14 protein-coding genes are annotated in these 15,387 nt (G+C 45.0%); 7 read left to right on the forward strand and 7 right to left on the reverse strand.

All coding sequences use genetic code 11. From position 1 onward, the window contains the following. Positions 1-30: 30 nt before the first annotated feature. From OCV39_RS01255 to OCV39_RS01270, 4 genes are all read left to right on the forward strand, one after another. Complete coding sequence (locus OCV39_RS01255; RefSeq protein ID WP_029203370.1) at positions 31-1,242, forward strand: aspartate aminotransferase family protein; 1,212 nt, start codon at positions 31-33, stop codon at positions 1,240-1,242. A gap of 90 nt (positions 1,243-1,332) precedes the next feature. Further along, complete coding sequence (gene astA / locus OCV39_RS01260) at positions 1,333-2,352, forward strand: arginine N-succinyltransferase (RefSeq protein WP_261888799.1); 1,020 nt, start codon at positions 1,333-1,335, stop codon at positions 2,350-2,352. 103 nt (positions 2,353-2,455) lie between these two features. Beyond that, positions 2,456-3,913 carry a succinylglutamate-semialdehyde dehydrogenase gene (gene astD, locus OCV39_RS01265; RefSeq protein WP_261888800.1) on the forward strand — a complete coding sequence of 486 codons (1,458 nt, stop codon included), beginning with the start codon at positions 2,456-2,458 and terminating at the stop codon, positions 3,911-3,913. 130 nt (positions 3,914-4,043) lie between these two features. Beyond that, complete coding sequence (locus OCV39_RS01270; protein WP_171756774.1) at positions 4,044-4,835, forward strand: DUF1338 domain-containing protein; 792 nt, start codon at positions 4,044-4,046, stop codon at positions 4,833-4,835. 100 nt (positions 4,836-4,935) lie between these two features. Here the strand turns inward: OCV39_RS01270 and crp are convergent, their stop codons facing one another. The 5 genes from crp to OCV39_RS01295 form a co-directional block, all read right to left on the reverse strand. Continuing rightward, entirely contained in the window at positions 4,936-5,568 is a 633-nt protein-coding gene (gene crp / locus OCV39_RS01275) for a cAMP-activated global transcriptional regulator CRP (RefSeq protein WP_004729651.1), read from the reverse strand. A 246-nt stretch (positions 5,569-5,814) separates the two neighbouring features. Beyond that, positions 5,815-6,684 carry a phosphoribulokinase gene (locus OCV39_RS01280; RefSeq protein ID WP_113797178.1) on the reverse strand — a complete coding sequence of 290 codons (870 nt, stop codon included), beginning with the start codon at positions 6,682-6,684 and terminating at the stop codon, positions 5,815-5,817. 87 nt (positions 6,685-6,771) lie between these two features. After that, entirely contained in the window at positions 6,772-6,984 is a 213-nt protein-coding gene (locus tag OCV39_RS01285) for a YheU family protein (protein WP_017052557.1), read from the reverse strand. Positions 6,985-7,124: 140 nt separating this feature from the next. Further along, on the reverse strand, positions 7,125-8,102 hold the full coding sequence (locus tag OCV39_RS01290) for a hydrolase (protein ID WP_113797176.1): 978 nt from the start codon (positions 8,100-8,102) through the stop codon (positions 7,125-7,127). Then, positions 8,099-9,487 carry an aminotransferase-like domain-containing protein gene (locus OCV39_RS01295; RefSeq protein WP_261888801.1) on the reverse strand — a complete coding sequence of 463 codons (1,389 nt, stop codon included), beginning with the start codon at positions 9,485-9,487 and terminating at the stop codon, positions 8,099-8,101. Before OCV39_RS01295 ends, OCV39_RS01290 begins: the two co-directional genes overlap by 4 nt. Before the next feature lie 128 nt (positions 9,488-9,615). On the opposite strand from OCV39_RS01295, the gene OCV39_RS01300 reads away from it, so the two are divergent. Next, a complete protein-coding gene (locus OCV39_RS01300) occupies positions 9,616-10,212 on the forward strand; it encodes a LysE family translocator (protein ID WP_136996035.1) in 597 nt (198 codons plus the stop codon). Between the two features lie 37 nt (positions 10,213-10,249). Here OCV39_RS01300 and OCV39_RS01305 read toward each other — a convergent pair whose 3' ends face one another. Together OCV39_RS01305 and OCV39_RS01310 are read right to left on the reverse strand one after the other, a co-directional pair. Beyond that, entirely contained in the window at positions 10,250-10,729 is a 480-nt protein-coding gene (locus OCV39_RS01305) for a TIGR02444 family protein (RefSeq protein WP_171756770.1), read from the reverse strand. Then, positions 10,726-12,648, reverse strand: coding sequence for an ABC transporter ATP-binding protein (locus OCV39_RS01310; RefSeq protein WP_261888802.1), 1,923 nt, complete (start codon positions 12,646-12,648; stop codon positions 10,726-10,728). Before OCV39_RS01310 ends, OCV39_RS01305 begins: the two co-directional genes overlap by 4 nt. A gap of 344 nt (positions 12,649-12,992) precedes the next feature. Between OCV39_RS01310 and kefG the strand changes: the two genes are divergently transcribed. Both kefG and kefB read left to right on the forward strand, forming a co-directional pair. Beyond that, positions 12,993-13,598, forward strand: coding sequence for a glutathione-regulated potassium-efflux system ancillary protein KefG (gene kefG, locus OCV39_RS01315; RefSeq protein ID WP_261888803.1), 606 nt, complete (start codon positions 12,993-12,995; stop codon positions 13,596-13,598). Continuing rightward, positions 13,582-15,378, forward strand: coding sequence for a glutathione-regulated potassium-efflux system protein KefB (gene kefB, locus OCV39_RS01320; protein ID WP_113797164.1), 1,797 nt, complete (start codon positions 13,582-13,584; stop codon positions 15,376-15,378). The genes kefG and kefB overlap by 17 nt, the downstream gene beginning before the upstream one ends. Positions 15,379-15,387 lie beyond the last annotated feature (9 nt).

A 15,387-nucleotide genomic window follows, 5' to 3' on the forward strand; every position in this document is an offset into this window, starting at 1 on the left:
TACCTGGCATGCAGTATCTAAAGGAGTGCAATGACAATGGAAAATAAAGTAGAACGTAGTTTGTTTAACGAGGTGATGGTGCCTTGTTATAACCCAATGGAAATGATCCCTGTGAAAGGGGAAGGCGCGAGAATTTGGGATCAGCAAGGTAACGAGTATATCGATTTTGCTGGTGGTATTGCGGTGAGCTGCTTAGGTCATTGTCACCCTGCTATGGTGAACGCTGTAACAGAACAAGCAAACAAACTGTGGCATTTAAGTAATGTCATGACCAATGAACCAGCACTTCGTTTAGCTAAGAAGCTAACAGAAGTCAGCTTTGCAGATAAGGTCTTCTTTGCAAACTCAGGTGCAGAAGCAAACGAAGCAGCACTGAAACTGGCTCGTCGTTGGGCTGCTGATGTTCACGGTGAAGAAAAATCTGAAATTATCGCGTTCCAACAAGGCTTCCACGGTCGTACTTTCTTTACGGTCACTGTGGGCGGTCAAGCGGCGTATTCTGATGGCTTTGGTCCTAAGCCGGGTGATATCACTCACCTGCCTTACAATGACGTAGCCGCGCTAGAAGCGCATATTTCTAGCCGTACTTGTGCCGTGATGATGGAACCTCTCCAAGGGGAAGGCGGCATCATTTCTCCTACTTCAGAATTTGTTCAAACGGTTCGTGAGCTGTGTGATAAGCACAACGCACTACTGATTTTTGATGAAGTGCAAACAGGCAATGGTCGTACTGGCGATTTCTATGCTTATCAAGGTCTTGGTGTGACGCCTGATATTCTGAGTACTGCAAAATCTCTTGGTGGCGGCTTCCCGATTGGCGCAATGCTGACAACGGACAAACTGGCCCCTCATCTTAAAGTTGGGACTCATGGCTCTACTTATGGTGGTAACCCACTAGCGTGTGCCGTCGCAGAAGCGGTGGTTGATGTTGTTAGCCAACCTGAAACGCTTGCTGGCGTGAAAGAGCGTGAAGCACTGTTCCGCGCAGGTTTAGAGAAAATTAACGACAAATACAACATATTCAGCGAAGTTCGCGGTAAGGGCTTACTGCTTGGGGCGGCGCTGAATGATGAATGGCAAGGTCGAGCACGTGACGTACTCGTTGCAGCAGGCAAAGAAGGATTAATGGTATTGGTGGCGGGTCTTAATGTTGTTCGCTTCACGCCATCATTAGTCATCACAAAACAAGAAATAGAAGAAGGTTTAGCGAAACTAGATAAAGCGATCAGCACTCTAGTTTAATTTTCGTTAAAGCCTCATTTACACAGCCCAGTGGTAATAACTTAATGGAGTTATGTTGGGCTGTGTTGTTTGCATCTGGAGGGAATATTGATGCTGGTTGTTCGCCCAATAAAAAAATCAGACTACGATGCGCTGCACACATGCGCAGTAGAATCTGGACATGGATTTACATCTCTTCCTGTTAACGAAGAACTGTTAACAAATCGAATTACTCATTCTGAATACAGCTTCAGCAAAGAAAGCGTGACTGAACCTGGTGATGAAGGCTACCTAATGGTGGGCTTTGATACTGAAACTGGCGAAGTTGCGGGTACCACGGGTATTGAAGCCTCTATCGGTTGGGATGTCCCTTTTTACTCTTATCACATCAGTAAAGTGGTCCACTCATCGAATAAGCTCGGTGTGAATAATGTGGTTAAGCTTCTGACTTTTGGCAACAACTACACAGGATGCAGTGAAATTTGCACCTTGTTCTTACGCCCTGATTTTCGTAAAGGCTTGAATGGTCGTTTGATGTCTAAGAGCCGTTTTTTACTGATGGCTGAGCATCCACACCGTTTTTCAAAGACCATTTTTGCTGAAATGCGCGGTGTATCGGATGCTGATGGCAACTCTCCATTCTGGCAGTGGCTACAAGAGCACTTCTTCTCGATTGATTTTACTCTTGCAGATTACTTAACCGGAATTGGTAAGAAAGGCTTTATTGCCGATCTTATGCCGAAGTTGCCGATTTACATCAACTTGCTGAGCCAAGAAGCTCAAGATGTGATTGGTGTTGTACATGAAAATACTCGACCTGCATTGAAGTTACTTGAAAATGAAGGGTTCACCAATCGTGGGTACGTTGATATTTTCGATGCAGGCCCAACAGTAGAGTGTGATTTACGTAATATCGATTCAGTGCGAGATTCGATTCGTGCGAAAGTGGTGATTGCTGAACATTCAAGTTCACAAGCTTACTTGATGGGGAATACCTCGTTTGAAAACTTCCGAGCAGTGGCGGCGAAAGGTGCGTATGACCTAGCCAGCGAAAGTGTGATTCTATCCTCTGAGGTGGCGGAAGCGCTTGAAGTGAATGAAGGTGATTTTGTTCGGTTATTAGCGCAATAGATAAATGATTGTGCGATGTGATTAACAAGCTATCTCATTGTCATAGCCAGTCAACAAATCATTGGCTGGCTATGTCGATAGGAATTATTTAGAAGGAATTAAGATGACTCAATGGATCGCAGGTGAATGGGTTGCAGGACAAGGTGAAGCGATGACTTCACTCAGCCCTTTCAATAATGATGTCATTTGGCATGGTGATAGTGCCACTCCCGCTCAAGTTGAATCTGCGGTTAAATCCGCTCGCTTGGCATTTCAAAGTTGGAAGCATCTTTCATTTTCAGAGCGTGAACAGGTTGTACTAACGTTTGCTGAAAAAGTGAAAGAGAACAGCGAAGAGATCGCGCAGATCATCGCAAAAGAGACGGGTAAGCCAATTTGGGAAACGCGTACTGAAGCGGGTGCGATGGCGGGTAAAATTGCTATCTCAATTCGAGCGTACCACGAGCGAACGGGTGAAGCTTCTCGTGAAGCGGCAGGCAATCAAATAGTACTGCGCCACCGACCTTTAGGTGTTATGGCGGTATTTGGGCCTTATAACTTCCCAGGTCATTTGCCAAATGGTCATATTGTACCTGCGCTTCTTGCGGGTAATACCGTGGTCTTTAAGCCATCAGAACAGACACCTTGGACAGGTGAATTTGTGATGAAACTGTGGCAACAAGCGGGTTTGCCTGCTGGTGTCATTAACCTTGTACAAGGGGCAAAAGAGACGGGGATTGCGCTTGCTGATGCGAAAGGAATTGACGGTGTGCTCTTTACGGGCAGTGCGAATACCGGACATATCCTTCATCGCCAATTTGCAGGGCAACCAAGTAAAATGCTGGCGTTAGAGATGGGTGGTAACAACCCAATGGTCATCTCTGATAAATACGGCGATTTAGACGCGACGGTATACACCATTATCCAGTCGGCCTTCATCAGTGCAGGTCAGCGTTGTACCTGTGCACGTCGTTTGTATATCCCGTTTGGTAGCAAAGGGGATGCACTTCTTGAGAAGTTAATCAGTGCGACTCAAAAGATTCGAGTTGATCAACCGTTTGCTGAGCCAGCTCCGTTTATGGGCCCACAAATTTCAGAAGCGGCAGCGAAGTTTATTTTGGATGCTCAAGCGAACCTGCAATCGTTAGGTGGTGAAAGCCTAGTACTTGCGAAAGGCTTAGAGGCGGCGTTTGTGACTCCGGGTATTATCGATGTCACACAAATCGTCGAACTGCCGGATGAAGAGTATTTTGGCCCGTTACTACAGGTTATTCGTTACGAAAGCCTTGATGCGGCGGTTGAAATGGCAAACGATACTCGATTTGGCTTGTCTGCTGGACTGGTGTCAACTGACGATGGTGAATGGGATTACTTTGTGGATCACATTCGCGCGGGCATCGTGAACCGTAACCGCCAATTGACCGGAGCGAGTGGTGATGCGCCATTTGGTGGCCCTGGCGCTTCTGGTAATTTACGACCAAGTGCTTACTACGCTGCTGACTATTGTGCTTATCCAATGGCATCAATGGAAGGTGAAGAGACATTACTCCCTGCTACCTTTAGCCCTGGTCTAGAGCTTTAGGGCTACGGTAGGCGGAAACCTCAATTCAGTACTAAATGGTTATCGAATGCAGAGTGATACAGCATGAGATAACCTTTTTTCTACAGCAAACTCGGTCTACAGACCCTAATAAATACAACAAGGAGGCGTCATGACGCCAGATGTTTTATTTGAATCCCTATGGAAAGATTATATTCAACGCCTTTGCCCTTCTGCGGATAAGGTTCATCAATTGCTTCGCGAAGATGCTGAGCTGATTAATGATCACATCGCACTTCGAACGTTTAATGTTGCTCCTCTTGGGATTGAAACCTTAGCGAAGCCTTTTTTAGCATTAGGGTATAAAGAGTGTGGTGATTATCTATTTGAAAGCAAAAAGTTGGTTGCCAAGCATTATGAACATGATGATCCAAACCAGCCCAAAGTCTTTATTAGTGAGCTGAAAGTGGAAGAGTGCTCTGAAGCGTTACAAGCCATCGTCGCTAAACTGGTGGAACAAGTGGATGCTCAACAATTGAAGACTCAGGACTTTTTATACAGCGGCCGTCAATGGGAACTGAGCTTTGAAGATTACCAAACTCTAGCAAAAGAGAGTGAATACGCCTCTTGGTTAGCTGCTCATGGTTATGGTGCTAATCACTTTACAGTCAGTGTGAATCAATTAAATGACTTTAGTGAAGTTCAAGAGGTGAATGATCATCTCAGTAGCGTTGGGTTTGTTATCAATGGTTCTGGGGGGGAGGTTAAAGGCTCACCAGAAGTGCTATTGGAGCAATCATCGACCATGGCCGATCGCGTATTGGTCCAATTTACTGAGAGTGAACAAGTTGTCCCTGGCGGGTTTTACGAGTTTGCGAAACGTTACCCAATGAATGATGGTCAGTTGTACACGGGTTTTGTTGCTGCGTCAGCCGATAAGATCTTTGAGAGTACAAACGGCTAGATCATTAATACGAGCGCATGGCGTAACAATTAGCTAATAAAAAACCACCAATAGCGATATTGGTGGTTTTTAAATTTTATAGTGTTTTCAGTAACGCGAACTAGCGAGTACCGTAAACTACAATTGTCTTACCGTGAGCTGAAATCAAGTTCTGCTCTTCTAGCATCTTCAAGATACGACCAACCGTTTCACGAGAACAGCCAACGATTTGACCGATTTCTTGGCGAGTGATCTTAATTTGCATGCCATCAGGGTGAGTCATTGCATCAGGTTGTTTCGCTAGGTTTAGTAGCGTTTGTGCAATTCGGCCCGTTACATCTAGGAATGCTAAGTCACCTACTTTTTGGCTAGTAACTTGTAGACGGTTTGCCATTTGCGCTGAAAGACGCATTAGGATGTCTGGGTTTACTTGGATAAGTTGGCGGAATTTCTTGAAAGAAATCTCAGCAACTTCACAAGGAGATTTTGCTCGAACCCATGCTGTACGCTCTTGGTCTTCTTCAAAAAGACCTAGCTCACCAATGAAGTCACCTTGGTTAAGGTAAGACAAGATCATCTCTTTGCCTTCTTCATCTTTAATTAGTACCGCAACTGAACCTTTCACAATGTAATACAAAGTTTCGGCTTTTTCACCTGCGTGAATCAGCGTACTTTTTGATGGGTACTTATGAATATGACAGTGTGAAAGAAACCACTCTAATGTTGGGTCGGTTTGAGGTTTACCTAGAACCATAATATCTCACTTCCTCTGCAGGGTACGCTTGCTGCTTTCCATAATTAGCAAAGCCTAGTAGTAGGCAGTTCCGTTAGGATAAGAGCACTCTTGTTAGTGCTACAAGCTATCTTGTGTTTCGGTTAGGAATAGTATCCTTTTTCCTAATCCATTTCTTGATTTTAATCGTGTCATTGCCACGATCTTCTACGCAAAACTGTGCACATGATCACGGTATGAAAAGTAACCGAGATTTAAGCGTGATGACTAACCAATTTTTCCTGTTTCAATCAGCTGTTGCAGGATTGGTCTCACGATGAGTTCCATGGCAAAACTCATTTTCCCTCCCGGCACAACCAGGGTGTTATGGCGTGACATGAAGGAGCCATCAATCATGGCTAATAGGTACGGAAAATCAACATTTTTAATCCCACGTAGACGAATGACAACAAAGCTTTCATCTAAACTTGGGATGCCTTTTGCATTCAATGGGTTTGATGTATCAACGGTTGGCACTCGCTGAAAGTTGATATGAGTGCGAGAGAATTGAGGGGTAATATAATTCAAATAGTCATCCATTGAACGAACGATCGAATCCATTACCGCTTCTCTGGAGTGGCCACGATCTCGTGTATCGCGAACAAATTTCTGAATCCACTCTAGGTTGACTATTGGCACCATGCCAATCAATAAATCGACATGCTGTGAAACGTTGATGTCGCCATCTACGACCCCACCGTGCAATCCTTCATAGAACAACACATCAGAGTCAGATGAAATGTCCTGCCATGGGGTAAAAGTGCCGGGCATTTGGTTGTAGGGTACCGCTTCATCGAATGTATGAAGGTAACGCCTTACTTGGCCAACACCCTCATTGCCATACTCTCTGAAAAACTCAGCCAAAGCAGGAAAGTCATTCGCTTGAGGGCCGAAATAACTGATGTGTTTACCCTGTTCTCGGGCTTTGCGTATTTCCACATCCATCTCAGGGCGTGTAAAACGGTGGAAACTATCTCCTTCAACCCATGCCGCTTTGACATCCATCATATTGAACATCTTGCGGAAGGCTTCAGAAGTTGTTGTAGTACCAGCACCGGAAGAGCCAGTCACTGCGATTATTGGGTGTTTTGCGGACATGACAAACCTTGTCTTGAAGTAACGTACTTGTTAGCAATCGGTAACACTATAACACGTAAATGTGATCTGTCATGGTCTGCTATGCGGTTAAACTCGATTTCGAATCTGAATATCAACGGTTTCATGTAGCTCAGAAAATACGACGTTTGCCTCTCCGGACTTAAGTTGGATAATGACCTGATCCACTTTATCTTGCAGTGAAAACTCAAACTCGCCGTAATCGGTGCCTTCTCTAAGAACAAACTCTTTGATTAAGTTTTGTAACGTTTCAGGTTCGATCTCTTGCCACGGGATGATCATACATACCTCTGAATTTTTGGTTGGGAGTGGAATGCTAGGATATGAAGCGAGAGGCTTTATACCCAAGTTGATCCCAAAAACCAATACCGTATTTACATTTCACTCATTTATCTGGGATCGGGTGGATCCTAGCGTTTACATTATGATTGGTTCAGAAAGCTTTCGTAATACGCAGGAATGGCCTCTTCTAGCCAGAAAGTTGGTTTGAGCGCATGGCCAGTTAAAAAGCCGACATGACCACCTCGTTCAAATAATCGGTAGTCAATATTCTCAGGCAAAACAAAACGAGGGATCACCGCATCGGTCATAAATGGATCATCTTTGGCATGAATAAACTGAGTTGGAATGGTGATCTGTTTGATCTTATGGATCCCTGAACACTGCTGGTAATAGTCTTCGGCGTTTTTAAATCCATGAAGAGGTGCGGTGATCAAGTCATCGAAGTCGTACAAGCGAGAGACTTGTTTAATGCAATTGTCGGTTACCCCGAGCTCTTCACTCAGTAAATGCTGCTTTTTGAGTGCATTGTGCTTGAGTGAATTGAGTAGGTAGTTTCGATAAACCTTGGAAAAGCCTTGCTCAATACGCGAAGAGCAGGCAGCGAGATCAAGAGGAGCAGAAACGATGGTTGCGGCATCAAGAATAGGGTCATCTCTATAAGACGCCAAATAGTTGGTTAACATGTTTCCGCCCAATGAGATCCCAATGGCCACTTTGGGTTGGTTGGGAAATTGCTGCTGAATATAGTTTAAGAAAAGACGCGCATCTTCTGTTTCGCCAGAGTGATAGGCTCTTGCCAGTCGATTTGGTTTTCCACTGCATCCACGGAAATGCATCATGACTGAAATCCAGCCATCTTGAGCAAAAGCATTCATTAACCCGTTGGCGTATGGGCTATTGAAGCAACCTTCTAGTCCATGAAAAAGAATGAATACCGGTTTCGTTTTGGCTTGCTTAGTCGTCCAGTCTTCACTCCATGCAAGATCAAGAAAATCCCCATCAGGCGTATCAAGAGTTTGCCAAAGAGGATCAAATAGTGCTTTTTTTCGAATAAAGCGCGGCATCAATGTCTGCAGGTGAGGATTACTTAGCCCTTTAGCTGCTGTGAATATAGTCATAAATCAAACTCATTCATTGGGTTGGAGTGGAGTAGTGTTTGAAGCGCAATGAGCCCTTTCTTTAGTTGAGCTTGGTTGATTGGCGAGCTAAGTGCAAGCCTTACCGCAGGGGAAATACTGCCTGCTGGTGGGGAAAATAGTTCTCCAGATTTCACCACAACCCCCATTTCAGCGGCTTGAGCGACGAAATCACTCAATCGCCAGTGCTCTGGGAGTGGTAACCATAAATGGAAGCAATCTCGCTTATACACTGGCTGAAAAGGGGAGAGATATTCGAGGGCTATCGCTAGCCGTTGCTCCATTTCCTGACGAATAATATCAAGCGTTTTATCTGCATCCCCATTGGCGGTCATTTCACACGCTAAAGCGGTCAATAGAGGGCTCACCATCCAACTGTGATTTTGCAAGGTTGAAACCAAAGGTTGGTAGAGTTTCTTCGGGGCGTGTAAGTAGCCCACTCGCAATCCGGGGGCTAAGCATTTAGAAAAAGCGCCAATGTGAATCACCTGCTCAGGATCGAGATTCACCATTGGAGGGTAAACCTCAGCGGCAAGCAATCCGTTTACATCATCTTCAATGATCAATAGATCATACCGCTTACAGACTTCGAGTATGTCGAGTCGCCTCTGTTGAGACATGATGGCCGTCGTCGGGTTTTGAAAAGTTGGGGTAAGGTAGATAAAGCGTGCTTGATATTGTCGGCAAGCCGCTTCTAATTCCGCAGGTGTAATCCCTTGTTCATCCATTTCGACCCCTTTGACCGATAGCTGTTTTTGCCTCGCTAAACTGAGGAGGCCGGGATAAGTACTTTTTTCTACCAGTAAGGTGTCCCCTGCGCGCGTGAAAGCATCAATCACAATTTGAACAGCATGTTGAGCGCCTGAGCTAAATAGTAGCTGCTGTGGGGATAAGTGAACGCCTTTGCTATCGAGCCAGTGGCAAATCTGCTGCTTATGAGACTCTAATCCATGAGGTTTTTGGTACAGCATCAGTTGCTCAATCAGTTGGGGGGATTGCGAGAGGGTCGCCATTGCCTGATTAAGCATATTACTCCGCTCAATATTTGGCGGAATGTTATAGCCAAAATTGCACTCATCTGGATCTTCGGTGCTCTCTTCAAAACTCCAACTGCTCTTGTTTTTATCGGCAATAAAAGTTCCAGATCCTACTCTTGCTTCAACAAGCCCACGTCGTTCTGCTTCTGCATACGCACGAGTGATAGTGCCAACAGTCACTTGTAATTGGTCTGCAAGCTTGCGTTGAGTCGGTAACTTTTGATTGGCTTTGAGATCCCCATGATCAATTTGCTTAGAAAGCTGATCAGCGATCTGTTTGTACATCGGTGTTGTACTTTGCTTAGACAGCGTCATTTCTTGAATTGTCATGGTGACAATAAACCTTTTGCTAATAATAAAACGCATTGTTATGGTTATTGTGTGCAAAGTGAAACAAAAACTCAACAATTAGTTATCTAAACGGATAGTTGTATCGATACAATTTCAAGGGGTGTTCAATGGAGTGGCAATTTTTTCTATCCGTAGCATTATTTGCATTGGTGATGACAGGCACGCCAGGGCCAAATAATGTCATGTTGACCGCCTCTGGTGCTAATTTTGGCTATCGTCGGTCTATCCCTCACTTTATCGGTATTGGATTTGGCTTGATCAGTTTGATCTCCCTGAATGGCCTGGGGCTTGGCGTATTGTTTCAAACCTATCCTGAGATCCAAGATGCTTTGAAGATCCTCGGCAGTGCTTATTTACTCTACTTAGCGTGGAAAATCGCTTTTTCCAGCGCGATGAGCAAAGGGGAAGGTAAGGCAAACAAACCGATGACTTGTTGGGAGGCGATTCTATTTCAATATTTAAATCCTAAAGCTTGGATGATGTCGATTACAGCCGTTGGATCCTTTGCGTATTCGGGCAAGGATTACTGGTGGTCGATTGCTGCGATATCTATCATTTTTCTACTTGTTCAGGTACACACGTCATCGGTGTGGGTTGGGTTTGGTGCATTCATTAGGCGTTGGCTATCAACCCCGAAAGCATGGCAACGATTTAACCTCGGTATGGGGACTTTAACCGCGAGTTGTGTGGTGTTTATCTGGTAATAGTAATGTCACGGGTTATGGGTTATGGGTTATGGGTCTAGCTATTTGCGATTTTTGGCGCGGGTTCTGAAAAGGCGGGATAGAGTTGTTCACCGCCGAGTTGACGGCAGTAACGCAGAGTCAGTGGTTCACTGTAGTTATTGTGTAGGCGAAGTGCATTAATACAATCGACGAGATCAGACTGTTGTTGTCGTTCTAGCTGTAATTCAAATTGTAACGCTTCTCGGTAGAGTGAGTCAGGAGTGTGGGATTTGAGATGGCGACGAAGCTCTCGGTAACTATGAAGCAGTGACTCTGAACGGCCAAGGCACTCTTGTACCTTATGCCATTCACTTTCTTGGAAGGCAACCTGCTGTTCGTCGAGCCATTTGAGCAGTAGTAGCAGGTTCACATTCCCGTGGAATTGATTTTGGAGCGTTAAGCACGCTTCTTTAACTTCTCGCACACTGTAATATTGCAAGCTAAATTGCCATAAGCGTTCTAAGGTCAAAGATATGTTTACGTGCTCTTGGCTCATTCGATACTAAATTCCTTTTCCATGGACTCAAGGTCTTCTTGTCCAGACATCCATTCTAACTCTGTCTCTTCCAATTCCGATTTGCTTGATGCTTGTAGCGCGAGTACTTGAGTAAGTTTAGCTTTATTTTCTGCATCATAAAGTGATGTGTCTGATAATTGTAGTTCTGCTTCGCTTAACTGTTCGCCTAATTTATCCATTTTCGCTTCAAGCTTGGTTAAATTTTTGCGGATAGGGGCGGTCAGCTTTCTAAATTCAGCTTCACGACGTTTTTGATCTTTCTTTGATGCCGCACTGTTTGCGCCGTCTTTTGTTGGAGCGAGAGCTTGTGCTTCTTTTCGCTCTAGTTTTTGTTGATCGGTTAACCACTTGTAGTAATCAACTAAGTCACCATCAAAAGGCGCAACTTGACGATCATGAACTAAATACAGGTCATCGGTCGTGGCACGCAGTAAATACCTATCGTGGCTGACAATCACCATCGCACCTTCGAAGGTTTGCAGAGCCATGGTTAACGCTTGACGCATATCCAAATCAAGGTGGTTGGTTGGCTCATCGAGCAGTAGTAAGTTTGGTTTTTGCCAGACTAATAGTGCCAATACTAAACGGGCCTTTTCACCACCAGAAAATGGCGCGACTTTATCAAGGGCTTTTTCGCCATTGAAACCAAAGCTGCCGAGGTAATCTCGTAGTTGTTGTTCTGTATGTTGTGGCGCAATCTGCATCATATGTTGCAGTGGCGTCTCTTCTGGATGCAAGGTCTCAAGTTGGTGCTGAGCGAAATAGCCAATCTTCACACCTTGAGAGTAATTGAATTCGCCAGATTGCGCTTCAAGTTCACCAGAAAGTAATTTGATCAGCGTTGATTTACCCGCACCATTGCGACCCAATAAGCCAATCCGACTTCCCGGAACGAGGTTTAAACGAATCTTTTCGAGGATAAGGTTGTTGTCGTAACCCGCAGACACTTCATCCATCATCAAAATTGGGTTTGGCAGAGCGGATGGCTCTCTAAACTCAAAGCTGAACGGATTATCGAACTGCGCAGGTAGCACTTGTTCCATCTTCTCTAAGGCTTTGATTCGGCTCTGAGCTTGGCGAGCTTTCGACGCTTTGTAACGGAAACGGTCGATGTAGCTCTGCATGTGCGACATTTGTTTCTGCTGCTTCTGATACATGGATTGTTGCAAGATCAGCTTTTGAGCACGTTGCGTTTCAAATGACGAATAGTTGCCAGTGTATTCATTGAGTAACTGGTTTTCGACATGAATAATTCGGTTTACGATAGGGTCTAAGAAGTCTCTATCGTGAGAAATTAAGATCAAGGTACCAGGGTAACTCTGTAACCAACGCTCTAACCACATGACCGCATCCAAATCCAAGTGGTTGGTCGGTTCATCGAGTAACAGAAGGTCTGAACGGCAAAGCAGAGCTTGAGCTAAGTTCAAACGCATACGCCAACCACCAGAAAACTGAGTGAGATTCCAACTCATCTGCTCTTGACTAAAACCAAGGCCATCGAGTAGTTCTGCCGCGCGAGCATTAATGCTGTAACCACCAATCGTCTCTATTTTGCCATGCAGCTCTGCAACCAAAGTGCCGTTGTCGGCTTGTTCGGCTTCGAGCAATGCATTTTCGAGGCCGCGATATTCTCTGTCTCCATCAATCACATACTCTATGGCTTTACGCTCTAGAGCCGGAGTCTCTTGCGCTACCCATGCTAATTCCCAGTGGCTTGGTTGGTGGAAGGTACCAGCATCTATCGACAGCTCATCTTTCAATAGAGCGAATAGGGTGGATTTACCGCAACCGTTTTTGCCGACAAGGCCGACTTTATCGCCAGGGTGAATCGTAGCGGATGCTTGGTCGAGTAATGGTTTTCCGCCGCGAAGCAGTTGAATATCAGAGAAAGTAATCATAAAAATCGCATTGAGATTGGAGGTGATTAGGCGGTGAGCATAGTAGGATGAAACCAGATAAAAGTCGATCATTATACAAATTGGGTTATGATGCAGAAATCATATAACAATTTGATAACTAGCCTCAACTCTGGATAAGAAAGTCTAAAAGCTTATTAATTTTAAATGGTTAGTCGATTTATTTGCTCAGTGTTGCAATTTTAGATGCATAACAAGGCAAAATCACAAGTCAGTAGCTTGTCTATTGCGGTGATTTTAACGCGGTTAGGCGCGAAAAGAGCAGTACAGAGCGGCTTCAATTATCCTGAGTTGAGGCTAAGCACCCAAGGAAGAACGGTTAAAGAATGAGTGATACCCAACCTCAAGTTGCATCACCGCTTAAGATATTGGTGATATACGCGCACCCCGAGCCGCATAGTTCGATAGCCAATCAGGCCATGATCAAAGCGATTGAACCTTTGGGGCATGTTCGTGTGCACGATCTTTACGCCACCTATCCTGACTTCTTTATCGATGTTAATTTCGAACACCAGTTACTACTTGAGCATGATGTCATCGTGTTTCAGCATCCTCTTTATATGTATTCATGTCCTGCTTTATTAAAAGAGTGGTTTGATCGCGTTCTATCTAAAGGCTTTGCGTTTGGCCATGAATGCGCACTAGAGGGTAAATATTGGCGCAGTGTCATTACGACTGGCGGTCAAGAAGGCGCGTTTGGTGCGCAGGGTTACAACAAGTATCCACTGGAAGAGATTTTGCAGCCATTTGAGTTAACCGCATCACTGTGCCGTATGCACTGGTTAGATCCATTAGTGCTGCATTGGGCTCGAAACATTAATGACAAGGAGAGAGAGCACCACGCCGATAGATATCGCCACTGGCTACAAGATCCATTAGGCAAGCTTTCTGAACAACTATCAGCGACAGATGGAGATGCGGATGGCCAGTGAGTTTCTACAGAGTAGCGTGATTTTTCTTTCTGCCGCGGTGGTGGCGGTTCCACTTGCTCAGCGTTTAGGGCTTGGTTCTGTTCTGGGTTATTTATTAGCCGGAGTTGCTATTGGCCCTTGGGGATTAGGGTTAATTAGTGATGTGGAAGCCATTCTTCATTTCTCTGAATTTGGTGTGGTGCTGCTGCTGTTCTTAATTGGTTTGGAGTTGAACCCTAAAAAACTTTGGACGATGCGAGGGCCCATTCTCGGGCTTGGTGGCGCACAGGTCTGTATTACGACCTTATTGATTGCGGCTATCGCTTATATGTTCGGCTTAAGTTGGCAAACCAGTTTAGTGATTGGTATGGGATTAGCCTTGTCATCTACCGCCATTGCGCTACGTGTTATCGAAGAGCGTGAACTGAGTGGTAAAGAGGCGGGACAGTCTGGTTTTGCTGTGCTGCTTTTTCAAGATATCGCGGTGATCCCAATGCTGGCGATGCTCCCATTATTAGCAGGGAGTACCGGAGGCAGTTGGGCTGATATGCTGTGGATGCTCGGCGGAGTTTTTGGTCTATTGATTGGTGGACACTTTTTGCTGCGACCGTTGTTTCGGTATGTAGTGATGAGTGGCGTGCGTGAGTTGTTCACCGTCGCGGCGCTGTTATTGGTGATTGGCATTGCGGTATTGATGCAGAAGATTGGCCTATCGATGGCGCTCGGGACATTTTTAGCGGGTGTGCTATTGGCCGAGAGCGAATATCGTCATGAATTAGAGATAGCGATCGAGCCATTTAAAGGCTTGCTGTTGGGGTTGTTTTTTATCTCCGTAGGGATGGCGGTTAACTTAGGTCTGCTGGCAGAGAGTCCGCTGGCTATCTTGATTGCCGTCACCGCTTTAGTCGTATTTAAAGGCTTTGTGCTTTATGGATTGGCTCGTATTTTTGGCATTCAAACCAAAGCTCGAAGCCGAATGGCGATGATTTTAAGTCAAGGTGGTGAGTTCGCCTTTGTGATTTTTACTGCTGCCAGTGCGCAAGGTATTTTGTCGGGGGAGCAGGTCTCTTTCTTATTGGTTGTGGTGAGCTTATCTATGGTCACCACGCCATTAATGCTTAAACTACAAGACAGGTTTTTCGCTCGCGAACTTAATCAAATCAGTGAAGATGCGATGCAATCTGATGTGGTTGATCGTAGTCCAAGAGTGATCATCGCAGGCTTTGGTCGTTTTGGGCAGATTATTGGTCGGTTGATGTACGCCAATAAGATCCGTATTACCGTATTAGAAAGTGACGCGAGCCAAATTCATTTATTGCGTAAGTTTGGCTATAAAGTGTTTTATGGGGATGCGACTCAGTTGGATTTATTACGAGCTGCGGGGGCAGATAAAGCGGAAGCGATTGTGCTGTGTACTGACTCTCCTGATGAAATCATGAAAATTGTTGATATCTGCCGACAGCATTTTCCACGTCTAAAAATATTAGCTCGTGCACGTAGCCGTGTTGAAGCTTATCAATTAATGAATCATGGTGTTAATAATTACTCTCGTGAGACCTTTTTAGGGGCACTTGATTTAGGGCGACAGGCTCTTACTGAGTTGGGTATGCATCCTTATCAAGCAAAGCGAGCTGAAGCACATTTTAGAAAGCTAGATAACTCGATGCTTAAAGAGTTACTGCCTCAGCACAGTGAAGATAAAGAGCTCGCATTGCGATCGAAAGAAGCGCGGAAAGAGTTGGAAGAGATATTTGGTCATGAGATGGAGAACGATCGCCAGTCTCGTAACTATTGGGAATAGAAAAAGGAA

Source organism: Vibrio cortegadensis (genome assembly GCF_024347395.1).
In the GTDB taxonomy this organism is placed as follows: domain Bacteria; phylum Pseudomonadota; class Gammaproteobacteria; order Enterobacterales; family Vibrionaceae; genus Vibrio; species Vibrio cortegadensis.